This window comes from bacterium (assembly GCA_035703895.1).
Classification (GTDB): domain Bacteria; phylum Sysuimicrobiota; class Sysuimicrobiia; order Sysuimicrobiales; family Segetimicrobiaceae; genus Segetimicrobium.
In genome coordinates this window covers 1-26,287 of sequence record DASSXJ010000108.1, presented here as the reverse complement: position 1 = coordinate 26,287, position 26,287 = coordinate 1, and the positions used below count along the sequence as shown (strand labels likewise).

The following is a 26,287-nucleotide window of genomic DNA, read 5'->3' as shown; positions in this document are numbered from 1 at the left end:
TGCTCCACGGGCACTGTCATCAAAAGGCGATGGTCGGGACGCAGCCGTCGCTCGCCGCGCTGCGATGGCTGCCGGAGGCCACCGTCCGGGAGGTCGACTCCGGCTGCTGCGGAATGGCGGGGTCGTTTGGTTATGAGGTCGAGCACCACGAAGTCTCGCTGGCGATGGGAGAGCGGGTCCTCTTCAAGGCCGTGCGCGCACTGCCCCCCGACGCGCTCGTGGTCGCCGCCGGGGCGTCCTGCCGGCAGCAGATCCTCCAAGGCACTGGCCGCCGTGCAGTGCATCTCACCGAAGCGCTCGATGGCGCTCTGGACGCTCCAGGGGGCTGATGCTACAATGCTGGCGTCCGCGGTGGCCGTAGCTCAACTAGGCAGAGCACCAGACTGTGGCTCTGGGGGTTGGGGGTTCAAGTCCCCTCGGCCACCCCAGCTCAAGCCTTCCAATGGAGGGCTCGCCATGGTAATCCATGATGAAGGTCCAGTGATGACCGGTGTGGTCGTGGAGTTTGACCGCCGGGCCGGACGGTGGGTGGCGGCGTGCGATGATCCCGGCGGGGAGGAACGGCTCATCGTCAACGCCGAGACCCACGAGCGCGCGCAGCGGCTATTGGACGAGCGATGGCGCGCTCGCGTGGAGCTCCTCGATCACGAAAGCGAGGAGGAGCGATAAGCATCGACCCTGGGGCGCGCCCACCCCGGGACCCGGCACCGCCGGGGACGGCGTTTCAGGCCCTCACCGCCCATAACCCATCGCCGTTCACGCTTGAGGGAACAAACACCTACGTGCTTGGCGCCGGCGGGCAGGCCGTAGTCATCGACCCGGGGCCGGATGACGGCGCGCATGTCGCTCATGTGCTCGCGTATGCCGCGGCCGCCGGCCGTCGCGTTGGGTTGATTCTCCTCACTCACCGTCACCACGATCACCAGGGCGCGGCGGATGCTCTCGCGCACGCGACGGGAGCCCGGGTCAGAGGGTGGACGGACCCCGAGGCGCCGCTCCGGGACGGGGAGGGGATCGCGGTCGATGGCGGACGGCTTCAAGTATTGCATACCCCCGGCCACGCGCGGGACCACGTCGTGTTTTATTGGGAGAGTGAACGGGTGCTGTTCTCGGGGGATCTTATCCTCGGGGAGGGCACCGTCAACATTACCCCTCCCGGCGGGTCCATGGCGGACTATCTTCAATCGCTCGAGCGCGTGGCGGGTCTCCAGCTTACGCTGATCGCCCCTGGACATGGGCCGTTGGTCCGCGCCCCCCACCAACGAATTACGGAATACCTGGCGCACCGACGGCGCCGCGAGCAACAGGTACTCGAACTCCTGGCGGACGGGCCGCAGACCGCTCAGGCGCTTGTCGCCGCGATCTACCCAGACCTCGATCCACGGCTGAGGGGAGCGGCGGAAGGGACCATAACGGCACACCTACAGAAGCTGGTCGACGAAGGGCGAGTGCGCCAAACCCGCGCGTCCTTCACGCTGCGATGACCTCAAGGGGGAGGCGATCATGACCGTACCAATCGCGACGGACCAACCGCTGCGCGACCGGCGGGGACAACCGATCAGGGTAGGGGACACGGTGCGGGTGACGGGCCTGACGGATCTCGCGGAGGTGCAAGTCGTAGATCCTCGCTACGGTGTACTGATCGTGCTCGTGCCGGGCCGGGCGGGCAAGATGGGCCGAATGGTACGGGCGCAGGACGTGGAGCGCGCAGCCTAGGCGGACCTGGGACAGACCCAGGGGGGCCATCCGGCCCCCCTGGGTGCATCGAAGGCGGCGAGGCGGCTACATATCCATGTCTTCAGGGTTGTAGCCGCCTGGGGTGGGGGCCGCCTTCTTCTTCTCGCGCTTCTCCACGACCAGCGCCTCGGTCGTCAGCAACAGACTGGCGACGCTCGCGGCGTTCTGCAACGCCAGCCGCGTGACCTTCGTCGCGTCGATGATCCCGGCCTTCAGCAGGTCCTCATACTTCCCCTCGGCCACATTGTAGCCCACGCCGGCCTTCTCCGATTTCACCCGCTCGACGACAACTGCCCCCTCCATGCCGGCATTCGCCGCCAGCCACTTCGCCGGTTCCTCGATGGCTTTCCGGACGATGTTGACACCGCTCTTCTCGTCGGCTTCATCGGCGTCCACTTTGTCGAGGGCCTTCGCGATGTTCAACAGCGCGACGCCGCCCCCGGGGACGATGCCCTCCTCCACGGCGGCCTTGCTCGTGCTCAGCGCGTCCTCGAACCGATGCTTCTTCTCCTTCAGCTCGGTCTCCGTCGCGGCGCCGACCTTGATTTGGGCAACCCCACCGGCGAGCTTGGCAAGTCGCTCCTGCAGCTTCTCCTTGTCATAATCGGAGGTTGTGGTTTCGATCTCTTTCCTGATCTGAGCGATCCGTCCCTGAATATCTTTCTTACTGCCGCGGCCCTCGATCACCGTAGTTTCTTCCTTGGCCACCCGAACCTTGGCCGCCCGGCCCAACATTTCGATTTCGATGTTCTCCAGCTTGATGCCGATATCGTCGCTGATCACCTTGCCACCGGTGAGGATCGCCATGTCCCCAAGCATCGCTTTGCGCCGGTCTCCGTACCCCGGGGCCTTGATCGCGACGCCCGGCATGACCCCCCGCAGCTTGTTGACGACCAGCGTGGCCAGCGCCTCGCCATCGACGTCCTCGGCAACGACGATGAGCGGTTTGCCGAACCGCATCACCTTTTCCATGACCGGGACGATGTCTTTGACCGCGCTGATCTTCTTCTCGGTCAAGAGAATGTACGGATCCTCGATGACGGCCTCCATCTTGTCGGCGTCGGTGATCATGTACGGGGAGATGTACCCGCGGTCGAACTGCATGCCCTCCACGACCTCAACCGTGGTCTCCACACCCTTCGACTCCTCAATGGTGATCACGCCGTCCTTGCCCACCTTGTCCATCGCCTCGGCGATGATCCGGCCGATCTCGGGGTCGTTGCCGGCGATGCCGGCGACGTGGGCGATGTGCTCCTTGCCCTCGAGGGGGATGCTAATCTTCTTGAGCTCTTCCACCAGGGCCTCGACGGCTTTGTCGATCCCATGCTTCACGATCATGGGATTGGCGCCCGCGGCGACGTTCTTCAGACCTTCCTTGACGATCGCATGCGCGAGCACCGTCGCCGTGGTCGTACCGTCGCCGGCGGCGTCATTGGTCTTGCTGGCCACTTCCTTGACGAGCTGGGCCCCCATGTTCTCGTAGGGATCCTCGAGCTCGATCTCCTTGGCAACGGTGACGCCGTCCTTGGTGATCGTGGGCGAGCCCCACTTCTTCTCAAGCACGACGTTCCGTCCCCTCGGACCGAGCGTCACGCGGACGGCGCTGGCGACCTTCTCGACTCCGCGCTCGAGGGCTTTGCGGGCATCCTCATCGTAGAGCAACAACTTGGCGGGCATCCTGTAGCCTCCTCGATTCCATAGTGTTGAGCACGCTTTCCTCTAGTTTAGCACTCTCGACCTTAAAGTGCTAACCACATCCATTTTTCACGTGGTTTGGGCCGGGTTTCAAGGGTTTTCTAGACACATGAGAGCCTGAGGAGGTCCAAATCAGGGATTTATCAGCCACGCCCGCCGAATCTCTTTGGATATCGCATGCTCAAGGGAATGCGAAAAGCAGGACGGCTGCCGCCCAAAACGGAGCGCCTCCAGTTCTGGGCTGTCGCAGCCGCCAACTTTCCCGCCCTTGAGAAGGCACCTGCTCTTGGGCCGGGGTCCTGCGGTGTTGACTTTGGGAAGGCCATCCGGCCTTGCAGACCGCTCGTTGAGGCGGGAATGAATCGTAGCAGATGTCTTGCGGTGGGTCAAGTTCGATTCCGAGTATTTCTTCCTCTCCAATCGAGGGAGGCCGCTCGGGCGGTTTGGCTGGGGCCGACGGTTTCTGATACGATCGGCCCATGATGCGAGACCGGCAGTCCTCGTGGGGGACTCGGGCCACCTTGCTGCTGCCGGTTGTGGTGCTGCTGGCCGTCCTGGCGTGGGCCACGCTGCGACACCAGCAATCTCTTGCAATCGGCGCAGCGCTTGCTCGGGGGCAGACGCCTCCGGTGCCCGGCATCAGCCTCCCCGCGTTCGATGGGCGGCGAGTCTCCCTCACGGATTTTCGTGGTCACCCGGTCGTACTGAACTTTTGGGCGTCCTGGTGCATCCCGTGTGCTGAGGAGGCTCCGATCCTGGAAGCCATGTCAAACGAGTTTCGGGCCCGGGGACTTGTGGTCGTGGGAGTTGACACTCAGGATCTCGAACCACCCGCGCGGCGGTTTCTCTCCCGGCACGGCATCACGTACATGAACGTCCGCGATCCGGACGGCAGCCTCGCCCGCCTGTTTGGGACGACCGGGGTTCCGGAGACGTTCTTTGTCGGCTCTGACGGCCTCATCCGGGGGAAGTTCCCGGGGGAGCAGCTCGATCGAACGGCGTGGCGCGCCGCCTTCGACGCCCTCCTCGGCGGGAGCGCCCGGGTTCCCTAACAGCCAGGCCGCGGCCGGGAGCCACCGCTGCCATTGACGGTCCGGCGCTACGGGAGTATCATTAGAACCGATCAGTTCTACCTAATGACCCTGACAAGACAGGCCCAGAGAGAAAAATGAAGCGGGACTACCGTAGCAGAGAGAAGATCATCGAGGCCGCCACAGCGCTGTTCCACAAGGGGGGGTATCACGCCACCTCGCTCGATGACATCCTCGAGTCCAGCGGCGTGTGCCGCAGCAATTTCTACTACCACTTCCCGAGCAAGGAAGATCTCGGGATGGAGGTCCTTCGGCAGCAGGCGGAAGCGTTTGAGATCCGGTGCATTCGGGGGATTCTTGAAGAGAGTAGCGTCCCGGCTCGGCAGCGGCTCGAGCGACTTTTCGGGGCTCTTGCAGACGGTCAGCGCGCGGAGGAGTATCAGTGCGGGTGCCCGTTCGGCAATCTGGCGGCGGAGCTTGGGGGAATCCACCCTGAGTTTCAGCGCCGGCTGAGCGAGTTCTTCGTGCGGTGGGAAGAGTCGATCGACCGATGCCTCCAAGATGGCCTGGCCCGGGGCGAGTTCCGGTCCGATCTCGATACACGCCGCCTGGCCACAGCGTTGGTGAGTCAGATCGAAGGCGCGATCCTGCTGATGAAGACGCACCGTCATAACGGGCCGATCGAAGCCGGGGTTCAGACAATGTTGAGCCTGCTGGGAGGTAGGTGAACCCAATGGAGCATCTCGAGCACAGGGCGACCACGTCGGTGGCGCCTGCGCTGCCGATCGGCCTTGGAGGATCGCAGAGGCCGGAGCCCCTCGCACGGGGGACTGGCGCAGCAGAAGCCGCGCTGTTCAATGAGATGGCGACCCAACACCTGGATGCGCTCTATCGAACCGCGGTGCGGCTGACAGGTCGCCCACAGGACGCGGAGGACCTCGTACAAGAGACGTACCTGCGGGCATGGCGGTCTCTGCACACATACCGGCCGGGCACCAATCCCAAAGCCTGGTTGTTCCGGATCTTGCACAATGCGCACATCGACCGGTTCCGCGCGTCGTCGCGGACTGTGCCTACTGTTGACGAACTCGAGGGTCAGGATCCGGCGTTCGTGGTCCACGAGACGCCCGAAACGCTCGTGATGTCTGGGCTGGTGGATACTGAGGTCCGCAAGGCGCTGATGGAGATTCCAGAGGTATTCCGCGCGTGCCTGATCCTTGCCGATCTCGAGGGGTTCTCGTACCAGGAGATCGCGGACATTCTTAGCATTCCGCGGGGCACGGTGATGAGCCGCTTGTTTCGCGGCCGCCGCGCGATGCGCCGGCTCCTGACCCAGTACGGCCGCGACCACGGATACCTGAAAGTAAGTTAGAACACCGCGCGCCGGAGCGCTCCCCGTGGGTCCACGGCGCGTTGGAGAGCGTCGCCGAGCAGGTTCAGCCCGAGGACGAGTCCTCCGATCGCGAGACCCGGGAAGAGCATCACAAACGGAGCCGTGCTGAGATACGTACGGCTCCTGGCCAGCATCGCGCCCCACTCCGGCGTCGGGGGTTGCACGCCCAGCCCCAGGAATCCAAGCGCGGTGACCGTCAGCACCGCCTGACTGGCGAGGAGCGCCGTGTAGACCGCCGCTTGACCCGCGATGTTGGGGAAGAGATGGCGGGACATGATCCGGACCGGGCCGGCCCCGGTCACGCGCGCCGCGTCGACGTACTCCGCTGCTGCGACCTGGAGCGCTGTCCCCCGTACCACGCGGAGAAGGGCGGGCGTTGCGGTCACCGCGATTGCTCCGATGACGGTACCCATACTGTTGCCAAGGAAGTTCACCAGTACGACCGCGAGGAGCAGCGTGGGAAATGTGAGGGCAGAGTCCGCTATAGCGGAGACTGCTCGGTCGACGGCTCCCCCGACGTAGGCAGCGGTGATGCCGGCCGGCACCGCGATCGCCGCCGCAAGACCGCTTCCCAGCACGGTGATCGTCAAGTCTACTCTGGTGCCCGCGATAATACGGCTCAGCAGGTCGCGACCGAGGGGATCTGTCCCGAAGGGGTGGGAGCCGCCCGGAGGCGCGAGCACCGCGGAGAGATCTTGGGCAAGCGGGTCGTGCGGGACGAGCCACGGCGCGGCGAGGGCCACGCCGAGATAGACCAGCACCACCCCGGTCCCGACCGCGGCGAGGGGGGTCGCCAAGAGGCTCCCCACCAGCCGCCTGCTATCCATATCTGATGCGCGGATCCCATGCCGCGTACGAGAGGTCGATGGTCAGGTTGAGGAGGAGGAAACCAAACACGTAAAAGACGGTGATTCCCTGCACAAGGAAGTAGTCGCGCAACGCCACCGCATTGATGATTGCCTGACCCAGCCCCTGCCAGTCAAACAGCGTTTCGATCACCAACGATCCTCCGAGCAGATAGCCGGCCTGTAGCCCTATGACCGTCACGATGGGGATCAACGCCGGCCGGAGGGCGTGCCTGACCAACACCCGGGTTCGGGCGAGGCCCTTCGCCCGTGCGGTTCGGATGTAGTCCTCGCTCAGAACCTCGGCCAGGCTCGCCCGGGTGGTGCGGCTCACGACGGCGACGAGCCGGGCGGCGATGGCGAGGGTCGGCATCAAAAGAAACGCGGCCCCACCGGTGCCCGCGACGGGAAGCCAGTGCAGGCGCACCGCGAACAAGTTGATCAGTAGAAGCCCCAGCCAGAAGTTGGGGATCGCGAGCAGCGCGACCGCCACGGCGCTTGCCGTCTGTCCGCTCACTCCGCGCGGACGCACGGCCTCGAGCACGCCAATCGGCACACCGATCCCGACGGCGACCCCCAGGCTGCTCGCCGCCAGCGTCGCCGTGGCGGGGAGGCGGTGGCCGACGATCCCGGCGACAGGAAGCCCGAAGGTCACCGACGTGCCGAGGTCGGCGTGAATCAGGTGCCAGAGGAAGGAGAGGTACTGGATCGATAAAGGCCGGTCCAATCCGAGGAGATGGCGCATCGCGCTGATTTGATCCGGCGTCGCCGTCATGCCCGCGGCGAGGAGCGCCGGGTCGCCCGGGACCAGCCGGAAGAGCACAAAGATGAGCGTGAGGATCGCGAGCGCGTGCGGAACCATCTGGAGCAATCGGCTCGTGACGTAGGCAAGCATCGCGGCACACCAGGTCAGGGGCGGAGGCCGCACCTCGCGGCCCGGGCTAAGTTACCTGTGTGCCGCGCGGAGGATCGTGAAGACGATCGGCAGGACCTCAACGCCTCGCACATCGCGGGTTGCAACGATGACGTTCTCCGCGTACAGCCACAGGTACGGCACGTCATTCCAAACCCGCCGTTCCACCTTCGCGTAGGCAGCGGCCCGAACCTTGGGATCGACCGCGCGGGCCCCCTGGTTGAGCCACGCGTCCACCTCGGGGTTCGCGTACCAGGTAAAGTTCCACACCCGCGGACGGTGCTGCCGGTCGGGGTTCGAGTGGTACAGGGAGTCGAGATGATACCCGCCGTCGCCGTTGCTTGGGTTGAACCCGAAGAGGACGAGATCCCATTTGTATTGGTCCGGCGGGATCAATAGGTGGTCCCAAAACACCGCGGGCTCGACGTACATGAAGTGCGGCTCGAACCCGACGTTGCGCAGGTAGTCCGCCAGCGTTTCGATCACCTCGACATCGTGCGGAAACGCCCCCTGGGGCGTGAGCAGGGTGAGTTGCAGGGGACTCCCGTCCTTGACGCGCACGCCGATGGGAGGCGCGGGCTTCCATCCGGCCTCCTCGAGGAGCCGTCGCGCCTTCGGAGGGTCGTAGGGCCAAGGGCCCACATCGGCGTATCCCGACGTTTGGGGCGCGAGGGGAGAGCGGAGGACCGTGGCATTCCCCCGGAACAGCGCCTTGACGATCAACTCCTTGTTGACCGCGTAGTTGAGCGCCTGCCGCACCCGAATGTCCTGGAGGATCGGGCGGTTCATGTTGATCCCCATGCCGAAGGTGCGCAGCGCCGGCTTGACGGTCACCGTCACCCCGGGAACGCGCCCGAGCTCATCGACGTTCTCCGGTGGGATCGCCTCAGCCACCTGCGCCTGACCGCTCTGGACCATCGCCACGCGTGTCGTCGAATCGGGCACGTTCCGCAGGACGATCCGGTCGAACCCGGGTTTGCCGGCCCAATATTGCGTGTTGCGGGTCACTTCGAGTTGCGTCCCGACGTCCCACCGATCGACCTTGTATGGCCCCGTGCCCACCGGATGGAGCTTGTACTGTGCCCCGGATTTCTCCACGGCGGCCGGGCTGGCGATGAGGGCTGACCCGTGCGCGAGGGTATTGAGCAGCGCGCCATATGGTTCCTTGGTGACGATTCGAATTGTGATCGCGTCCGGTGCGGACACCGAGGCGATAGGATCCCACAGCGGCCGGTTGGACTGGTTGGTGCCCGGATTGATCTCGCGTTGCAGATCCGCCACGGCGGCCTGTGCAGTCAGTGGCGTGCCGTCTTGGAACGACACCCCCGGCCGGAGCTTGAAAGCCCAGGTGCGTCCGTCGGAGGAGACGTTCCACGACGTGGCAAGCTCGGGGACAATCGCCATGGCCTCGGTGAATCGAACGAGGCCATCGTAGACGAGAAATGCGGCTTCGTACCCGGCAGGGTATACCAAAAAGATCGAGGGACCCGCCGGATCGAGCGCCGTCACGGCGACGTTCTGCGCCACCACAAGCGTCGCCGGGGCCTGCGCCCCTACGTGCAACGGGGCAAGCGCTGCGATCGTCACGACGGCGATGAGGGCGCTGAGAGCGCAGCGGACGCCCGGCATCGCGTTACCTCCTCCGCGGCGCTCCCGCGCCGGCCGCCATGAGTGCTCTGCTGAACGAAAACAGCGCCGGCTGGCCGCCGGTATGCACAAAGACCACCCGCGCTCCGCGCGGGATCCTGCCGGTTCGGACGTGGTCGAGCAGGCCCGCGAAGGCTTTCCCGGTGTACACCGGGTCCAGGAGGATGCCCTCCGTGCGCGCGAGATAGTGGATGGCGTCGTTCCCAGCGGCTGCAGGGATCCCATAGGCTTCGCCGACGTAGTCGGTCGTGAGATTCACCTCTCCGGGCGTGAACCGGACGTCCGCCAACCCGAGCAGTTCGGCCGTTTCGTTAGCGATCCGGGCGGTGGCGTCGCGCGGGTCCCCGCGTCCGTAGGTGGCCGAGACGGCCACGATTGTGGCGGATTCCCCCGTGAGCCGGCGACCGAGGAGCAGACCGGCCATGCCCTTCGACCCCGAGCACATATAGAGGAAGTCGGCATGCGCTCCGAGTTGATCTTGAATCTCGAGCAGTGCCTCGAGGTACGCGAGGGCAGAGGCCCGTGCGAACATGGGCGCGACGTTGAGGTTGAATGGTCGCCGGCCCTGCGCGCGGAGGGATTCCGCGACGCGCGCCACCTCGGCGTCGAGATCAACATCCGCGGGAAGGTCGACGATGCGGACGTCGGCGCCTAGGAGATAGTCCACCAACAGGTTCCCGTCGACCGGGGTGTCCGGATGCCCCCGCAGCACGAGGACGACCGGAAGACCGAGCATGTTGGCCGCCGCCGCCGTCTGCCGGGCCGAGTTCGAACTGACTTCGACTCCGAAGACGAGCACATCGGCGCCGCTGTCGCGCGCTTCGGCCATCCTGAACTCGAGATTCCGGGTCTTGTTGCCGCCGAAAGCGAGCCCGGTCAGGTCGTCCCGCTTGACCAGAAGTTCGATCCCGAGATCGCGGGACGCACGCGGGCATGGTTGCAGCGGCGTGGGCAAATGGGCCAGGCGGACCCTTGGAATCCGCGCAATGGCCTGGCGGATCTGCTCACGGGTCATCGGGAGTGTCAGCATCTTACAGGGGCCTCCTCGCTTCCGGTCAGAACCAGGGGTAGCGCGGTTCTCGATACAGCCGCCCAAAGTCGATGCCGCTTCGAACCATCTGCCCGAGCAGCTCAACGATATGTCCGTGGAGAGCGCCCGGAACCGCATCCGCTCCCACGTCTAGGAGCCCCGGGCCGTCGTTGTTCGCCCCCGCGGCCGTACACAGGTCGTGGACCCGGGCGTCGATCTCGCGCGAGTGCAGGACCTCGGGCCGCTCGAGCAGGACGGCCATGGCGGCCTCGATGCCGTACGCGCCCCAGTTCGAGATCGCCGCCGCCACGAGAAAATCTATCTCGACGGTGGGAACGACGCTGCCCCCGCACGGACACGCGCACTTGGCTCCGTTCGGCACGACCCGCAGCACGGTCTCGCGGATCGCTGCGCAACCAACTTCGTTTCCGCCGTCGCCCACGCCAATCGTCAGGAGCTCGCGATCTCGTGCCGCCTTGAACAGCGCGTCGACCTTCCCACAATGATCGGTCAGGCGCCTTCCTCCCGCGGAGTGGTAGTGGCCGTGCTCATTGGCCCCGGGTCGTTCGATCGCAATGAGCGCTGCGGGCCTAAGCTGATCGAGGAGCGCCCGCGACCGTTCGACCGCCTCGTTCCAGTCGATGGGGAACGGGAGGATCGCAGCGGTGGTGGGAAGTTGGAGCGCATCCTCGACGGATCTGGTGTACAGTCCGGCTCCCCGAACCGCGGCGGCGCAGATCTCGAGATTGACCGGGTCAGTCACGATCACAGGCCGGGCCCCCACCGCGAGGACGAGGGCGCGCGCCAGAGTGGCCGTTCCGACCGGCCCATCCTGCTCCCCGGCGAACCATGGATAGGTCGGGAGGCCCGTGGACAGGATGACCACACTCCCCTTGTGCACGCGCTGGAGGAGTCGCCCCGCCGCTTCCAGGCACAGCGGACCTTCGGCTGCGGCCCGGGCGGCAGCGTACAGCTCCCCGATAACGCCGCGACCGGTGATTTCAATGCTGACGAGTCGATCGATCCCTTCACCGATGGTGCGTTGAGGGGCCGTAAACCCCATGGTTTGAGTGTCCTCCGTCGAACGCGCGCGCGACCGCTCTACTTTATGCCAGGGCGATGCCTCGTTCCTGCCCGGGGGAATACGCGGAGGATGAAGGATTCTGCGATCATGGTGGGCCGTGCAGGACTCGAACCTGCAACCTTGGGATTAAGAGTCCCCTGCACTGCCAGTTGTGCTAACGGCCCAGAGCGATGCTCAACACCATTCTAACAAAGGCGTTGGGGCAGTGTAAACGGGAACGGATGTCTGCGTTTCGCCATGCCCGTCCGCGCACCCGCCGACAAATTGACGTGGGAGAAGAGGAGGACGTAGAATCGTGGCGTACTCCGCGCGGGCGTGGCGGAACCCGGCAGACGCACCAGGCTTAGGACCTGGTGGGCCGAAAGGTCCGTGGGGGTTCAAATCCCTCCGCCCGCACCACGGCCCTACAAGGAGGCAGTGTCGCACCCATGGCCACGGCTGCGGTGAAGATGGCCTGGAGGACCGAGCCGGGTAGCCGGGCGGTTCTCGACATCGAGATCCCCGAGGAGGACGTCACCCAGGCCATGGACCGGGCGTATGCAGCGCTGGTGAAGCGAGTGTCGGTGCCGGGATTCCGCCGCGGGAAAGCACCGCGCGCGGTGCTCGAGCGCCATCTCGGGGCCGATGCGCTGCGGGAGGAAGCCCTCAAGGACCTGTTGCCGGAGCGATACGCTCAGGCGGTCATGCAAGCCGGGATCTCTCCCGTGGCTCGTCCGTCGTTTGACGTCAAAGGCGGCTCGGACGGCAAGGGTCTCCGCTTCACCGCCACCGTGGAAGTGCTCCCGAAGATGTCCCTTCCGGACTTGAGCGCAATCCGAGTCGCGCGCGAGGCCCATCCCGTCACCGATGTCGACGTGGACCGAACGTTTGACGACCTCAGGGCCCGGCACAGCCGCCTCGCGACCGCCGAAGGCGAGGCCGCGCGGCGCGGCGACTACGTGTTGCTCAAGGTGAAGAGCGCACCCGCCGGCTTCGAACGGCTGCAGCCGGGGAAGGAAGTCCTCGTCGAGATCGGAGGAGGGCTGCTGCCCGCGGAGGTCGAGACAGCGCTCGAAGGCGCGCGGGCAGGCGAGGATCGGACGGCGCAAGCCCCTGCCGAGTCGGGGACGATCGAGGTCCATGTGGCCGACGTGCGGCGGAAAGAACTTCCGCCGCTTGATGATGCGTTTGCGCGCCTGGTCTCCGAGGAGCCCTCGCTCCAGGCGCTTCGGGATCGAATTCGAGAGCGATTGATGAGCGAGCGCGCCGGCGCAGAGGAACGCGACCTGCGCGAACGCGTCCTCGACGCGGTGTTGTCCCAGACGGACTTCGACCTCCCGGAGAGCATGGTGCAGCATGAGATGGAGCACACGCTCGAAGATCTCCACCGCCGCCTCCGTTCGCGGGGCTTGAGCCTGGAGACGTATCTGCGGTCTCAAGGGAAGGACGAAGCCGGCCTTCGGGCCGACCTCCGCCCGAACGCGGAACGGCGGGTGCGGGTTCGGCTACTCTTGGATGAAGTCGCCGCGCACGAAGGGTTGACCCTCACCGAAGAGGAGATGTCGCGCGCTGTCGAGAACTTGGCCCAAGAGTCGGGCGAAGAAGTTCAGAAGATGCAGGCCTGGCTCGCGCAGGGAGAACGGACCGCCGGATTGCGGGAACACCTTCTTCGGCAAAAAGCGATGACAGTGCTGGTGGCGCACGCAGCGGGGACTTCCGAAGCCAGCGAGGCCACACCAACGCCAAGCCAGACCGATGAGACCCCGGACGACGCTGCAGGGTAGCCTACCGGGTATTGCTCGGCGCGCTGCGGGCGAGGCTGAGGACGGCAGCCGGGGGGCAGATACAGCAATGGAGGGAGCCGGATCCGTGGGGGATCAATTGCGGCACTACATGCCGATCGTCGTCGAACAGACCGCGCGGGGAGAGCGGGCGTACGATATCTACTCGCGCCTTCTTCGGGAGCGGCTTATCTTTATCGGCGGCCCGATCGAAGATGAGATGGCCAACCTGATCATCGCCCAGATGCTCTATCTCGAGTACGAGGATCCCGAGAAAGAGATCCAGCTCTACGTGAACACACCCGGTGGGTCCGCCACCGCGGGGCTGGCGATCTATGACACGATGCAGTACATGCGGTCGCCGGTCTCCACGATTTGCGTCGGGCTGGCGGCGAGCGCCGGTGCGATCATCCTTGCGGGGGGGACCAAGAGCCGCCGGTTCGCGCTCCCCTACTCCCGGATGATGATCCACCAGCCGTGGGGCGGGGCGCAGGGGTCCGTGTCCGACATCAGCATCCAGACAAAGGAGTTCATGGCCATCCGGCAAATCCTCAATGAGGTGCTGGCGAAGCACACCGCTCAGCCGCTCGAGCGCGTGGAGCGGGATAGCGATCGCAACTTCTGGATGAGTTCCCAGGAGGCCAAGGAGTACGGTCTGATCGACGACGTGATCAAGCCGCGACAATTGGTCACCCCACCGGCCGCGAGCCGATGACGCATCCCACGAGGCGCCCGCATCATGTTTAAGTTCGGGGACGAGCGCGACCGCCTGAAGTGTTCGTTCTGCGGCAAGACGCAGGAGCAGGTCCGCAAACTGGTGGCCGGCCCCGGCGTGTACATCTGTGACGAGTGCATCGAGCTGTGCAACGAGATCATCGAAGAAGAGCTTTACGGCGAGACTCACGGCCAGGCGAAGCCCAAGAGCATTCCAAAGCCGCACGAGATCTATCAGACGCTCTGTCAATACGTGATCGGGCAGGAACGCGCCAAGAAAGCCCTGGCCGTCGCGGTGTACAACCACTACAAGCGGATCGGGTCGCCCCCGAAGCGCGCCACCGACGTTGAGCTGCAGAAGAGCAACATCCTCCTGATCGGTCCGACCGGGTGCGGCAAGACGCTGCTCGCCCAGACGCTGGCCAGGATCCTGGACGTGCCGTTTGCCATCGCGGACGCGACCTCGCTCACCGAAGCGGGATACGTCGGCGAGGATGTCGAGAACATCCTGCTCCGTCTCATCCAGACGGCCGACTACGACGTCAAGCGGGCCGAGCGGGGGATCGTGTACATCGACGAGGTGGACAAGATCGCCCGGAAGTCCGAGAACCCGTCGATCACGCGCGACGTCTCGGGGGAGGGTGTCCAGCAGGCCCTCCTCAAGATCCTGGAGGGCACGACGGCCAACGTCCCCCCCCAGGGGGGGCGCAAGCATCCCCACCAAGAGTTCATCCAGATCGATACCTCCAACGTCCTGTTCATCTGCGGCGGCGCGTTCGACGGGCTGGACCGGATCATCGAGTCGCGCATCCGGATCGCGAATATCGGGTTTGGCGCGAAGATCGAAGCCAAGCGCGAGCAGCGCGTCGGGGAGCTGCTGGGCCGCGTCATGCCGCAGGACCTTCTCCGCTACGGATTGATCCCGGAGTTCATCGGGCGGCTGCCGATCGTCGTGCCGATCGAGCCGCTGGCCGAACCGGATCTGGTCACCATCTTGGTGGAACCCCGCAACGCCCTCGTCCGGCAGTACCAGAAGATCCTTGAGATGGACGGGGTCGAGCTCACGGTCACCGAGGGGGCCCTCCGCGCCATTGCCCGGTCGGCGATGACCCGGCACACCGGGGCGCGGGGCCTCCGGACGGTGCTCGAGGAGATCATGCTGAACATCATGTATGAGATTCCGTCCCGCGGCGACGTGAAGCGGTGCATCATCACCGAGGAGACCGTCGTGAATCGCGTTGAGCCGTTGCTGCTGACGGCCAGCGACCTCAAGAAGATGCCCAAGGAGAAGCCCGCCTGAGCCGTCCGGCCCCGCGCGCGGGCCGGCCGAGCGGGTTGCGCCCGCCCCCCCAGGTCACTGTCCCTCCCCATTCCGGGAATCATAAATGACCAATCCACCGTATATCTGTGTATCACCAATACACACATGAATCGTGGGAACGGCGGGGACCTTGTCGCCGCCGCCCCGGGAGGATGACAGATGACAGACCAGAAGCCGGAACAAAAACCGCAGCAGACGCCAGCCCAGGATCCCCAGCCGACGTTTCCTGAGGTGTTGCCCGTTCTCCCCCTGAAGGGGACGGTGGTGCTGCCCTTTATGGTTGTGCCACTGGGGGTGGGGCGGCCCAAGTCCCTCGCGGCGCTCGAGGCCGCGCTGGGCGGCGATCGCATCATCCTGCTCGTGGCCCAGAAGCAGGACGACATGGAAGATCCGGGGCCGGATGACCTGTACCGGACCGGGACGATTTGCAAGATCCTCCAGGTCGGCAAACAAGCCGACGGGACCGTGCAGGTCGTCGTGGAAGGGGCCGTCCGCGGAACGGTGGTCGAGGTACTGCAGGCGGCGCCGTTCTTTCAGGTCCGGGTGGTCTCCCGGACCGATCCCAAGGACAAGCCGCTCGAGATCGAGGCATTGATGCGGGGTGTCACGTCCCAATTCGAGCGATACGCACGGTTGTCCCGCTCGATCGCGCCGGAAGCGTTCATGCTCGCGATGTCGGCCGAGGAGCCCGGCCGGCTGGCGGACCTGGTTGCGCAACACGTGCAGCTGCGCGTCGAAGAGCGGCAGCGGGTGCTGGAGGCGGCGCCAAAGGACCGGCTCGAGATCCTCAGCGGGGTGCTCACGAAAGAGATCAACATCCTCGAGCTGGAGCGCAAGATCCAGAACCGGGTCCGCAAGCAGATGGAGAAGAGCCAGCGCGAGTACTTCCTGAAGGAGCAGATGAAGGCGATCCAACAGGAGCTCGGGGAGAAAGACGAGCGCACCGCGGAGGTGGAGGACTACCGGAAGCGGATCGAGGAGGCCGACCTGCCCGAGAAGGTCAAGGAGAAGGCGCTCGAAGAGCTCAGCCGCCTGGAAAAGATGCCGCCGATGGTGGCCGAGGCGGTCGTCGTGCGGACCTACCTCGATTGGATCGTGGCGCTCCCGTGGTCGAAGCGCACCGAGGATCGGTTGGATATCAAAGGGGCCCGAAGCATCCTGGACGAGGATCACTATGGGCTGGAGAAGGCCAAGGACCGCGTGGTCGAGTACCTCGCCGTGCGGAAGCTGGCGCCGCAGTCGAAGGCCCCGATCATCTGCTTCGTCGGCCCGCCGGGCACCGGCAAGACGAGCCTCGGCAAATCGATCGCCCGGGCGTTGGGGCGCAAGTTCGTCCGCGTCTCGTTGGGCGGCGTCCGCGACGAAGCCGAAATCCGCGGGCACCGTCGCACCTACGTCGGCGCGCTGCCCGGACGGATCATCCAGGGCATGCGAACCGCGGAGAGCAGGAATCCGGTGTTCATGCTGGACGAGATCGACAAACTGGGGATGGACTTCCGCGGGGATCCGTCCGCCGCGCTCCTGGAGGCGCTCGACCCGGAGCAGAACTCCGCGTTCAGCGACCATTATCTTGAGCTGCCGTTCGACCTCCGCGAGGTCATGTTTATCACGACGGCCAACATCCTCGACACCGTTCCGCCGGCGCTTCGCGACCGCTTGGAGGTCATCCGGTTCTCCGGCTACATCGAGGAGGAAAAGCACCACATCGCCACCCAGTTCCTCATCCCGAAGCAGTTGAAAGAGAACGGGCTCAAGCCCGAGCAGGTGACCTTTACCGATGAGAGCCTCCGGCTCGTGATCCGTCAGTACACGCGGGAGGCCGGGGTCCGCAACCTCGAACGCGAGATCGCGACGATCTGCCGCAAGGTGGCGCGGGAGGTCGCCGAGGGAGAATCGACCTCGGTCAAGGTGACGATTCAGAACGTCCACAAGTTCCTCGGGCCTGCGAAGTTCCACTACGGCAGCGCCGGCAAGATCGACGAAGTGGGGGCCGCCACCGGGCTCGTCTACACCGAGCAGGGCGGCGATATCATCACCGTCGAGGCGACGCTGGTCCGGGGGGATGGCAAACTGATCCTGACAGGACAGCTCGGGGATGTCATGAAGGAATCGGCGCAGGCGGCGCTCAGCTACATTCGTGCGCGCGCGCTTGCGCTCGGCGCCGACGATACCTTTACGGGGCGGTACGACGTGCACGTCCACGTTCCCGCGGGAGCGGTGCCCAAGGATGGCCCCTCCGCGGGCATCACGATGGCGACCGCGCTGGCGTCCGCGCTCACCGGCCGTCAAATCCGCAAGGATGTCGCGATGACCGGAGAGATCACCCTGCGGGGCAACGTGCTGCCGATCGGCGGCGTCAAGGAAAAGGTCATCGCCGCGCACCGGGCGGGGATCAAGACCGTGATCGTGCCCAAAGAGAACGAAAAAGACATGGTGGAGATCCCGGCCAACGTCAAGAAGAAGCTTCGGTTCGTCTTCGTCGAGCACATGGACGAAGTACTCAAGGAAGCGTTGGGTCCGAGCTTGGGCCTGCCGATCCTGACCCACACACCGGCCGAGATCCGGCGGCAACTGCCGTCGATCCAGGCGTAAGAGCGCTCCGACAGTGGCGGACTTGCCACCGTTCGGGCGCGGTTGCTATAATACGTCCACATACGCGAGAAGGGGGAAGAGTAGAGTCCGTCCGGCTGAGTAGCGAGGGGAGGGAATGGTGAGAGCTCCCCGGAACGAACGGACTCGAACGTCGCCCCTGAGCTTGATGATCTCGCGTCGGGAGCGCCCGTGACAGCGTGAGAGCCGTGCGGCAGCCCTAGGGCCGGCGGGGACAAAGGTGGTACCGCGGAGCGCCGCTCCGCCCTTTGAGGCGGAGCGGCGTTTTCATTTGAAAGGAGGGCACGGCCGTGACGGAGATCGCGAGCGCCTACGAGCCCAAACGGGTCGAGGAGCGCCGGTATGCAGATTGGCTGGCGCAGGGCGAGTTTCACGCCGTCCCGGATCAGGGGCGGCGGCCCTACGTCATCATGATGCCGCTCCCCAACGTGACCGGGGAACTCCATATGGGGCACGCGCTGAACAACGGCCTGCAGGACTGCTTGATCCGGTGGAGCCGGATGCGCGGGCTCAATGCGATGTGGCAGCCCGGGCTCGACCACGCCGGCATCTCCGTCCACGTCGTCATGGACCGGCGCCTCGCCCAGCAAGGGCTGACCCGGTTCGACATCGGCCGCGAACGGTTCCTGGAAGAAGTCTGGAAGTGGAAGGAGCAGATCGGCGGGAGGATCCTGGTCCAGCTGCGCCGCCTCGAATGCTCGTGCGACTGGGACCGGACCGTCTTTACGATGGATCCCGGCTATGTGGACGCGGTGCTCGAGGCCTTCATCCGATTGTATCGCAAAGGGTTGATCTACAAAGGCAAGCGGATGATCAACTGGTGCCCGAAGGATCAGACCAGCGTCTCCGACCTCGAGGTGGAACACGTCGAGACGCCGAGCACCCTCTATTACATTCGCTATCCCGGCGAGGATGGCGGCGAAGGGATTGTGGTGGCCACCCAGCGTCCGGAAACGCTCTTCGCGGACGTGGCGGTGGCGGTGCACCCCGATGACGACCGCTATCGCCGGTTGGTGGGGAGCCGGGTGCGCGTCCCGCTCGTGGACCGGACTGTCCCGGTGATCGCCGACCGCCGCGTGGACCGCGAGTTTGGCACGGGCGCGGTGAAGATCACGCCCGGACACGATCCGCTCGACAACGAGATCGGCGCGGACCACCAGCTCCCCGTCCTGGTCTGTCTTGACCCTCACGGCCAGGTCAACGACCTGGGGGGGGATCGGTATCGGGGGATGGATCGAGATCGCTGCCGCATGGTGTTCAGCGAGGACCTCCGCGCGGCCGGGGCCGTCGTGCGCGAAGAGGCGTACACGGCGAACATCGGGCGGTGCGAGCGGTGCAACACCGTGATCGAGCCGTACATCTCCGATCAATGGTTTTGTCGGATGCAGGATCTCGCTCAGCCGGCGATCCTCGCCGTGCGCGAGGGGCGCGTCCGCTTCCACCCCGAGCGCTGGACGAAAGTGTACATGGATTGGATGGGGCAGATCCACGACTGGAACATCAGCCGGCAGCTGTGGTGGGGACACCGGATCCCGATCTGGTACTGCGCGTGCGGCGAGGTGATCCCGAGCAAACGCCCTTCGGAGCGGTGTCCGAAGTGCGGCGGGGCCACCCTCTCGCAGGACCCCGACGTGCTGGACACATGGTTCAGCTCGGGCCTCTGGCCGTTCGCGACGCTGGGGTGGCCGCAGGAGACCGAGGACCTAGGGTACTTCTACCCGACGAGCACGCTGGTGACCGCGCGGGATATCATCTTTCTGTGGGTGGCGCGGATGATCATGTTCGGCCTCGAGTTCCGCAACGACGTGCCGTTCCGGGATGTCTACATCACCCCGACGGTTCTCAATATCGAAGGCAAGATCATGAGCAAGACCCGGGGGACCGGGCTGGATCCGCTGCTCCTGGTCGACCGATACGGGGCCGACTCGCTACGATTCGCGCTCATCAACCGGTGCACGGGCGAGCAGGATCTCCGGTTCTCGGAGAAGATGGTCGAGGACACCCGCAATTTCGCCAACAAAATCTGGAACGCCGCCCGGTTCGTCCGGATGAACCTCGATGGATCCTCCCAGCCCCTGGCGCTCCCGGATCGTGGGGCGCTGAGAGTCGCCGATCGATGGATCCTCAGCCGGTTCGCCCGGCGCGCCCTCGCGGTGACGCAAGGCTTGGAGGAGTTTGAGTTTCATGAGGTGTGCCGGCACCTCTACGACTTCATCTGGAGCGAGTACTGCGATTGGTATCTCGAGATGGCGAAACAGGATCTCCGCGAGCCCCCGGTTCCCGGGCATCTTGCGGTGACGCGCGCCGTGCTGAGCTGGATCCTCGCGGAGACGATGAAGTTGCTGCACCCCATCATGCCGTCGCTGACGGAGGAGATCTGGCAGGCGCTCCCGCACGAGGGCCGCACGATCATGCGGGCCCCCTGGCCCGCGGAAGTCGCCCGGTGGATCGATCAGGATGCGGAGGAAGAGATGACGTGGGTCATGGAAATCGTCCGCGCCATCCGGGGCATGCGGGCCGACCTCGGCATCACGCCGGGGGAGTCCGTGCCGGTCGATCTCTACGCCCCCGCCGAACATCGCGCGCTGCTAGAGGCAACCACCCGCTATATCGGGCCGCTGGCGCGGGCGCGCGAGATCAGGATCCACGACGTGCACGCATCCCGCCCGGCCGGGGGGTTCTCGGCGCACTCCGGACCGGTCGAGGTGACCCTCCGGGTCGAGTCCGGGGAAGCGGCCGCGGCGATGCGGACGCGACTTGAGAAGCAGCTGGCGACGGTCGCGCGGGATCTGGCCGGCCTGGACACGAGGCTCAAGGACGCCGCATTTCTCGAGCGAGCGCCCGCCGAGGTCGTCGCCGCCGACCGCATTCGCAGGAATGAGCTCTCGGCGAGGCGGGCGGCGCTCGAGCGGTATCTGGTCGGCCTCGGAGCAAGGTGACGAGGATGCCGACAACGTCAGGAAGAAGCGGCGTCACCAGTGGCTGAAACCGTTCAGCCGATCGGGCAAGAGGCCGAGGTGCGGCGCCGCTCGTCGGGGCGGTGGGTGAGCTTCATCCTGCTCGGCGCCGGCATCGCGATCCTGATCGCGTTCGCCGCGACGGTGAACTTCCGGCAGGTCGCGGAGGCGCTGCGCCGGGCGGAGATCACGCTGCTCGGTGCGGCGGTAGGCGCCGTGGTGGCCCAGATCTTGTTCAAGGCCTACCGCTGGCAATTCATGGTGAAGCAGCTTACGGGGACGACGATCTCGATCCGGTTTAGCGCGATCTCGGTGGTCGCGGGGGTGGCCGCGGGAAGCTTCACGCCTGGACGGAGCTTCGAGCTGGCCAAGGCGGTGATGCTGAAGGGCTCGTACGACGTTTCGCTCGGGGTGAGCACGTCGGCGATGATCGTGGAGCGGATGCTGGACATGGGATTTATCGTCGTGGCGTTCCTACTGTCCGCAGCCTTTGTGCCGAGCCGGATGGTGCTGGCCAGCCGCGTGCTGATGCTGATGATCGTGATCCTGGTGGTCGCCTTTGGCGTGGTGGTCACCATCCCACAGATGATGCAGGGCTGGATCGCCGGGATCACGCGGTACCTGCCGCTTCCCGGATCGCTCCGGGACAAGGGCCTCCGGCTCCTCGACACCTTCTTTTCGAGTTTTCAGCTCCTGCGCGAGCACCGCACGCTCTGGCTCTTGCTCCTCCTGAGCGTGGCCGTGATCGCGCTGGACCTCCTCCGCGTCTTTACGGTCTTTCGGGCGATGGGGATCCCCCTCGCGCCACCGCTGATCGCGTTCGCCTACCTGGGAGCCGCGATGCTGGGGATGGCGCTCTTGATTCCCGGAGGAGTCGGGATCACCGAAGTCTCGATGGCCGGGCTGATCATCCTGCTCGCCCCCGGAGCCGCCGCACCGTCGCTGGCTCGAAGCGCGGTGCTCGTCGACCGGTTCTTATCGTACTATCTTCTCGTCTTGATCGGCGCCGGTCTCCTCGTCGCGTACCACAGGTTTCGTCATGTCTTCGTCTAGAAGTGGGTAAGGATGTTCAGTGGAAGGAGATTGGACGGCAACCTCTCGAACAGGGGAGTGGACGGAGGGACCATGAAAGGGCGCCCGGTGCTTGCGTTCGTTGTGCCGGCTTTCGCGGCGATTTTCGCGATCGCGATCGGCGCAGGCTACCTCATGGGCCAGACGTCTTTTCGGCCATCATTACCCCCACCGGGGCTCACGATGCCGAGCGTTCCCTCGCCGGGCACCGCGGCCCCCTCGGGTCCTGACTCCCAGAATTCGTCCACACCCGCCGCGGCGCCGGCGTCCCCGGCCGATCAACCAGGTAGTGGCGAATCCCCATCCACAGTTCCCGCTCCATCGCCCGCGCCGGCGGCAGGGGCGGGCGATAGTCAGCAGACCCCAGTCCCATCCCCGTCACCGACCGGGACACCGTTGGTCACCGGACCCAGCGCCGCTCCTCCTATTCCGGGTCCGCCATCCCGGTTTCACGTGCAGGCGGGATCGTTCGGGGATCGGGACGGCGCGGAGTCGCTGGTGAGGCAGCTGCGCGATCACGGGTACGCGGTCACCCTCGTCGAAGGACCACCGTACCGGGTATGGGTCGGCGGATACCTCGATCGGGCCACCGCCGAGCGCCTCGCCGCGAATCTTCAGGCCGCCGGGTTCGACGCCTCTCTGACGCCTCGATAAACCCGCTCGCTCCGTCGCACCCGCTCACCCTCTCTAGCCGGCAGCAGCCTCGCGACCGCACGCGCGCTCGCATGCTTCTCCGCGCTCCAGAGGAGAGTCGGAAGGCAGAGGGAGAAGAAGGGGCCATACCGTCCGGGGGGAGCCATCTATGGCCTACGAGCACATCCTCGTCGCTACTGCCGAGGGGATCGGCGTCATCACGCTGAACCGGCCGCACGTTCTGAACGCACTCAACCAGGGGCTCATGGAGGAGCTCGCCACCGCGATGGAGGCCATGGACCGAGACGACGGCGTCCGCTGCCTCGTGCTCACGGGGAACGAGCGGGCGTTTGCCGCCGGGGCCGACGTCCGCGAGTTCGCGGATGCGACGGCGGCCGACATGGTTCGCGGCTACCGGTTTCAACCGTGGGAGCGGATCCGGGGAGTGAGCAAGCCGGTGATCGCGGCCGTCAGCGGGTTCGCGCTCGGCGGAGGGTGCGAACTCGCGATGTCGTGCGATATCATCATCGCGTCTGAAACCGCCAGATTCGGCCAGCCGGAGATCCGGCTCGGGCTGATGCCCGGGGCGGGAGGCACCCAGCGTCTGACGCGAGCGATCGGGAAGTCCAGGGCGATGGAGATGGTCCTCACCGGGCGGAATATTACCGCGCAGGACGCGTTGGCCTGTGGGTTGGTGTCGCGGGTGATGCCCGTCGAGCTGTATCTCGACGAAGCGAAACGTCTGGCCCGGGAGATCGCTGCCCAGCCCCCCATCGCCGTCCGGATGGCCAAGGAGGCGGTGCTCCAGGCCTTCGAGACGACGCTCGGCGGCGGACTCGAATTCGAGCGGCGGTGCTTTCACCTCTTGTTTAGTACCGAGGACAAACGCGAAGGGGTTCGGGCGTTTCTCGAGAAGCGACCGGCGCAGTTCACCGGGCGGTGACGCGGGGCGACTCGCTCGCTCTGGTGGCGCGCGATGTTGTCGCGTGCACGGCGTGTCCCCGCCTGCGGCGATACTGCGAGCGCGTCGCCGCCGAGCGCAAGCGCGAGTATGCCGGGTGGACGTACTGGGGGAAACCCGTTCCCGGTTTCGGGGATCCGCGCGCCGAGGTGTTGATCGTCGGTCTGGCGCCAGCGGCGCACGGAGCCAACCGCACCGGGCGCATGTTCACGGGGGACGCCTCGGGCGCGTGGCTGATCCGGGCGATGCACCGCGCGGGGTTCGCCAACCAGCCGACGACGGTCCGGCGGGATGACGCCCTGCGCCTCGAGCGAGCGTACATCACTGCGGCCGTGCGCTGCGCGCCCCCGGACAACCGGCCCCGGCCCCTGGAGATCGCGCGCTGCGCACGGTTTCTCGTTCGCGAAACCGCGCTCCTCACCAACGTCCGTGTGATGGTAGCGCTCGGGCAGATTGGCTTTGCGGTCTGCCGCCGGCTTCTCCGCTCGCTCGGTGCGCCCGTGCACGGGATGCGGTTCGCCCACGGCGCGGTCCACGTGCCGGGGCCCGACTTCCCCGCGGTGGTGGCTTCGTATCATCCCAGCCGGCAAAACACCAATACCGGCCGGCTGACCGAAGTGATGCTCGATGGTGTGTTTCACACGGTTCGACGGCTGCTCGATGATCCCCGAAGATCGGGCGGGTGAAGGGAGGCGCGGCCATGTACGAAACGTTGCTCGTGGAGGCGAAGGACGGCGTTCGGATCATCACCTTGAACCGGCCGGGCGTGCTGAATGCCATCAGCGCGCAGCTGGCGAAGGAGCTCCAGGACGCGCTGCGCGATGCGGAGCGCGACCCGGATGCGCGGTGCGTGCTGCTCGCGGCGTCCGGGCGCGGGTTCTGCGCCGGCGCCGATCTGCGGGAGCAGACCCCCGGCCAGACCTCCTTGGGAGACCTGCTCCGGACGCGGTACAATGGGATCGTGCTGCGGATGCGGACGATGGAGAAACCGGTGATCGCCGCGATCAACGGCGTGGCCGCGGGCGCGGGGTGCAATCTCGCGCTGGCGGCCGATCTCCGGATCGCGTCGGACCGGGCGTCATTTATTGAAGTGTTCTCACGGGTGGGGCTGATCCCCGATTCGGGCGGCACGTGGCTCCTTCCCCGACTCGTCGGGATCGGAAAGGCGCTCGAGATGATGTTCTTCGCCGATCCCATCGATGCGATCACGGCGGAACGGCTGGGACTGGTCAACCGGATCGTTCCGCACGACGACCTCCTCCCGCGCGCCCTGGAGTGGGCCGGCCGCCTCGCCGCGGGGCCGACGCGGGCGTATGGGTTGACCAAGCGGGCGGTCAATCAGGCCGTTGCCGCCGATTTTGGCGACGCGCTCGAGTACGAAGCGCAACTCCAGGAGATCGCGGGACGGACCGACGACCACCGCGAGGGCGTAGCCGCGTTTCTCGCGAAGCGATCGCCCGCATACACGGGACGCTGAGGCGCCCTAGAAACGGGAGGACTCGGAGATGCGTGATGTCGTGATCTTGGATGGGATCCGGACGCCCATCGGCCGGTATGCCGGGGCGCTCAGGCAGGTGCGTCCCGACGATCTGGCCGCACATGTCGTGCAGGCGATCGTCCGGCGAAACACCCTCGATCCCGCGGTGATCGAAGACGTCGTAATGGGGTGCGCCAACCAGGCGGGCGAAGACAACCGGAACATCGCGCGGATGGCGGCCCTCCTCGCCGGGCTCCCGGTCGACGTCCCCGGGCAGACCGTGAACCGGCTCTGTGGCTCGGGGATGCAGGCCGTCCACGCCGCGGCACATGCCATCGCTTGCGGCGTCGGCGACGTCTATATCGCCGGGGGAGTGGAGAGTATGACACGCGCGCCCTACGTGCTTGCCTCACCGGAGGAGGCGTTCCCCCGCGGGCCCATGGTCCTGCAAGACACGACGATCGGATGGAGGTTCCCCAACCCGAAGCTCTCGGAAATCTATCCCCTCTACAGCATGGGGGAGACGGCGGAAAACGTAGCGGAGCGGTACGCGATCTCCCGCGAAGACCAGGATGTGTTTGCCTTGGAAAGCCAGCAACGGGCCGCCACCGCGATGCGAGAGGGACGGTTCGCCGAGGAGATCGTGCCGGTGACGATCCCCCGGCCCCGGGGTGAGGCCGTCACCGTCGACAGCGACGAGCATCCGAGGCCTGAGACGACGCTGGCACGATTGTCCGCGTTGCGTCCGGCGTTTCGGTCGGGGGGGACCGTGACCGCGGGGAACTCGTCGGGGATCAACGACGGCGCCGCGGCGTTGCTGATCGCGGCCGCCGAATGGGCGGAGCGGGAGGGGCGCCGGCCGATCGCCCGCATCGCCGCGACCGCGGCGGCGGGGGTCGATCCGTCGTATATGGGCATCGGGCCCGTCCCGGCCACGCGGAAGGCGCTGACCCGCGCGGGCCGGCGGATCGATGAGATCGAGGTGATCGAGGTGAACGAGGCGTTCGCGGCCCAGGTGCTCGCGTGCGTGCGCGATCTGGAGATCGACCGAACCCGGCTCAACCCCAACGGGGGGGCCATTGCCCTCGGCCACCCCATCGGCGCGAGCGGGGCCCGCATTCTCGTCACGCTGGCGTACGAGATGCGGCGCCGTCAAGCACGGTGGGGACTCGCTACCATGTGCATCGGCGTCGGTCAAGGGATCGCCACCGTGGTCGAGGGCCTCGTCTAGGATGCAGGCCCGGTCGATGCTGTTCACCCTGTACGGGGACTACGTTCGCCATTACGGCGGAACCGTGTGGGTGGGAAGCCTCATCGCCCTCATGACGGAGTTGGGCTTTACGCCCTCGGCGGTCCGGGCGGCGGTGTCCCGGATGACCCGGCAGGGGTGGCTCGTCTCGATCCGCTC

Annotated in this window: 25 protein-coding genes and 3 tRNA genes; 21 read left to right on the top strand and 7 right to left on the bottom strand. The window is 66.0% G+C overall.

The features are described from left to right. From VFP86_07655 to VFP86_07635, 5 genes are all read left to right on the top strand, one after another. A partial coding sequence (locus tag VFP86_07655; GenBank protein HET8999503.1) for an FAD-binding oxidoreductase occupies window positions 1–329 on the top strand: 329 nt, incomplete at its 5' end. Between the two features lie 22 nt (window positions 330–351). After that, window positions 352–428, top strand: a tRNA-His gene (locus VFP86_07650). 28 nt (window positions 429–456) lie between these two features. Beyond that, window positions 457–669 (top strand): hypothetical protein, encoded by a 213-nt coding sequence (locus tag VFP86_07645; protein HET8999502.1) that lies wholly within the window; start codon window positions 457–459, stop codon window positions 667–669. Continuing rightward, on the top strand, window positions 618–1,484 hold the full coding sequence (locus tag VFP86_07640; GenBank protein HET8999501.1) for an MBL fold metallo-hydrolase: 867 nt from the start codon (window positions 618–620) through the stop codon (window positions 1,482–1,484). Before VFP86_07645 ends, VFP86_07640 begins: the two co-directional genes overlap by 52 nt. Window positions 1,485–1,503: 19 nt before the next feature. Beyond that, window positions 1,504–1,716, top strand: coding sequence for a hypothetical protein (locus VFP86_07635; GenBank protein ID HET8999500.1), 213 nt, complete (start codon window positions 1,504–1,506; stop codon window positions 1,714–1,716). A 66-nt stretch (window positions 1,717–1,782) separates the two neighbouring features. On the opposite strand, the gene groL is transcribed toward VFP86_07635, so the two are convergent. Then, complete coding sequence (gene groL, locus VFP86_07630; protein HET8999499.1) at window positions 1,783–3,414, bottom strand: chaperonin GroEL; 1,632 nt, start codon at window positions 3,412–3,414, stop codon at window positions 1,783–1,785. A gap of 497 nt (window positions 3,415–3,911) precedes the next feature. Between groL and VFP86_07625 the strand changes: the two genes are divergently transcribed. From VFP86_07625 to VFP86_07615, 3 genes are all read left to right on the top strand, one after another. Then, a complete protein-coding gene (locus VFP86_07625) occupies window positions 3,912–4,484 on the top strand; it encodes a TlpA disulfide reductase family protein (GenBank protein HET8999498.1) in 573 nt (190 codons plus the stop codon). 116 nt (window positions 4,485–4,600) lie between these two features. Next, window positions 4,601–5,191, top strand: a complete 591-nt coding sequence (locus VFP86_07620) for a TetR family transcriptional regulator C-terminal domain-containing protein (protein ID HET8999497.1) — start codon at window positions 4,601–4,603, stop codon at window positions 5,189–5,191. 5 nt (window positions 5,192–5,196) lie between these two features. Next, complete coding sequence (locus VFP86_07615; GenBank protein HET8999496.1) at window positions 5,197–5,835, top strand: sigma-70 family RNA polymerase sigma factor; 639 nt, start codon at window positions 5,197–5,199, stop codon at window positions 5,833–5,835. On the opposite strand, the gene VFP86_07610 is transcribed toward VFP86_07615, so the two are convergent. From VFP86_07610 to VFP86_07585, 6 genes are all read right to left on the bottom strand, one after another. Then, the gene (locus VFP86_07610; protein ID HET8999495.1) at window positions 5,832–6,665 is read right to left on the bottom strand and encodes an ABC transporter permease; all 834 of its coding nucleotides are present in this window, start codon (window positions 6,663–6,665) and stop codon (window positions 5,832–5,834) included. The two genes, VFP86_07615 and VFP86_07610, sit on opposite strands and share 4 nt — an antisense overlap. A 10-nt stretch (window positions 6,666–6,675) precedes the next feature. Next, window positions 6,676–7,596, bottom strand: a complete 921-nt coding sequence (locus VFP86_07605; GenBank protein ID HET8999494.1) for an ABC transporter permease — start codon at window positions 7,594–7,596, stop codon at window positions 6,676–6,678. 51 nt (window positions 7,597–7,647) lie between these two features. Further along, on the bottom strand, window positions 7,648–9,243 hold the full coding sequence (locus VFP86_07600; GenBank protein ID HET8999493.1) for an ABC transporter substrate-binding protein: 1,596 nt from the start codon (window positions 9,241–9,243) through the stop codon (window positions 7,648–7,650). A 4-nt stretch (window positions 9,244–9,247) separates the two neighbouring features. Further along, a complete protein-coding gene (locus VFP86_07595) occupies window positions 9,248–10,291 on the bottom strand; it encodes a D-cysteine desulfhydrase family protein (protein ID HET8999492.1) in 1,044 nt (347 codons plus the stop codon). A 25-nt stretch (window positions 10,292–10,316) separates the two neighbouring features. Beyond that, the gene (locus VFP86_07590; GenBank protein ID HET8999491.1) at window positions 10,317–11,354 is read right to left on the bottom strand and encodes a glutamate cyclase domain-containing protein; all 1,038 of its coding nucleotides are present in this window, start codon (window positions 11,352–11,354) and stop codon (window positions 10,317–10,319) included. Window positions 11,355–11,463: 109 nt separating this feature from the next. Next, a tRNA-Lys gene (locus VFP86_07585) sits at window positions 11,464–11,539 on the bottom strand. A 145-nt stretch (window positions 11,540–11,684) separates the two neighbouring features. On the opposite strand from VFP86_07585, the gene VFP86_07580 reads away from it, so the two are divergent. From VFP86_07580 to VFP86_07520, 13 genes are all read left to right on the top strand, one after another. Continuing rightward, window positions 11,685–11,774, top strand: a tRNA-Leu gene (locus tag VFP86_07580). Between the two features lie 29 nt (window positions 11,775–11,803). Then, window positions 11,804–13,138: a trigger factor gene (gene tig / locus VFP86_07575; protein ID HET8999490.1), complete on the top strand. Its 1,335-nt coding sequence runs from the start codon at window positions 11,804–11,806 to the stop codon at window positions 13,136–13,138. 85 nt (window positions 13,139–13,223) lie between these two features. Beyond that, a complete protein-coding gene (locus VFP86_07570) occupies window positions 13,224–13,850 on the top strand; it encodes an ATP-dependent Clp protease proteolytic subunit (protein HET8999489.1) in 627 nt (208 codons plus the stop codon). A gap of 24 nt (window positions 13,851–13,874) precedes the next feature. Continuing rightward, window positions 13,875–15,149: an ATP-dependent Clp protease ATP-binding subunit ClpX gene (clpX, locus tag VFP86_07565; GenBank protein HET8999488.1), complete on the top strand. Its 1,275-nt coding sequence runs from the start codon at window positions 13,875–13,877 to the stop codon at window positions 15,147–15,149. Between the two features lie 180 nt (window positions 15,150–15,329). Further along, entirely contained in the window at window positions 15,330–17,762 is a 2,433-nt protein-coding gene (gene lon, locus VFP86_07560) for an endopeptidase La (GenBank protein HET8999487.1), read from the top strand. Between the two features lie 308 nt (window positions 17,763–18,070). Further along, on the top strand, window positions 18,071–20,719 hold the full coding sequence (locus VFP86_07555) for a valine--tRNA ligase (protein ID HET8999486.1): 2,649 nt from the start codon (window positions 18,071–18,073) through the stop codon (window positions 20,717–20,719). 39 nt (window positions 20,720–20,758) lie between these two features. Continuing rightward, entirely contained in the window at window positions 20,759–21,790 is a 1,032-nt protein-coding gene (locus VFP86_07550) for a lysylphosphatidylglycerol synthase transmembrane domain-containing protein (GenBank protein HET8999485.1), read from the top strand. A gap of 12 nt (window positions 21,791–21,802) precedes the next feature. Next, complete coding sequence (locus VFP86_07545) at window positions 21,803–22,462, top strand: SPOR domain-containing protein (GenBank protein HET8999484.1); 660 nt, start codon at window positions 21,803–21,805, stop codon at window positions 22,460–22,462. Between the two features lie 148 nt (window positions 22,463–22,610). Further along, window positions 22,611–23,384, top strand: a complete 774-nt coding sequence (locus tag VFP86_07540) for an enoyl-CoA hydratase-related protein (protein ID HET8999483.1) — start codon at window positions 22,611–22,613, stop codon at window positions 23,382–23,384. Next, window positions 23,381–24,088, top strand: a complete 708-nt coding sequence (locus VFP86_07535; protein HET8999482.1) for a uracil-DNA glycosylase — start codon at window positions 23,381–23,383, stop codon at window positions 24,086–24,088. The genes VFP86_07540 and VFP86_07535 overlap by 4 nt, the downstream gene beginning before the upstream one ends. Window positions 24,089–24,102: 14 nt before the next feature. After that, on the top strand, window positions 24,103–24,879 hold the full coding sequence (locus VFP86_07530; protein ID HET8999481.1) for an enoyl-CoA hydratase-related protein: 777 nt from the start codon (window positions 24,103–24,105) through the stop codon (window positions 24,877–24,879). A 28-nt stretch (window positions 24,880–24,907) separates the two neighbouring features. Further along, window positions 24,908–26,110: an acetyl-CoA C-acyltransferase gene (locus VFP86_07525; protein HET8999480.1), complete on the top strand. Its 1,203-nt coding sequence runs from the start codon at window positions 24,908–24,910 to the stop codon at window positions 26,108–26,110. 1 nt (window position 26,111) lies between these two features. Further along, on the top strand, window positions 26,112–26,287 hold a 176-nt coding region (locus VFP86_07520), incomplete at its 3' end, for a phenylacetic acid degradation operon negative regulatory protein PaaX (GenBank protein ID HET8999479.1).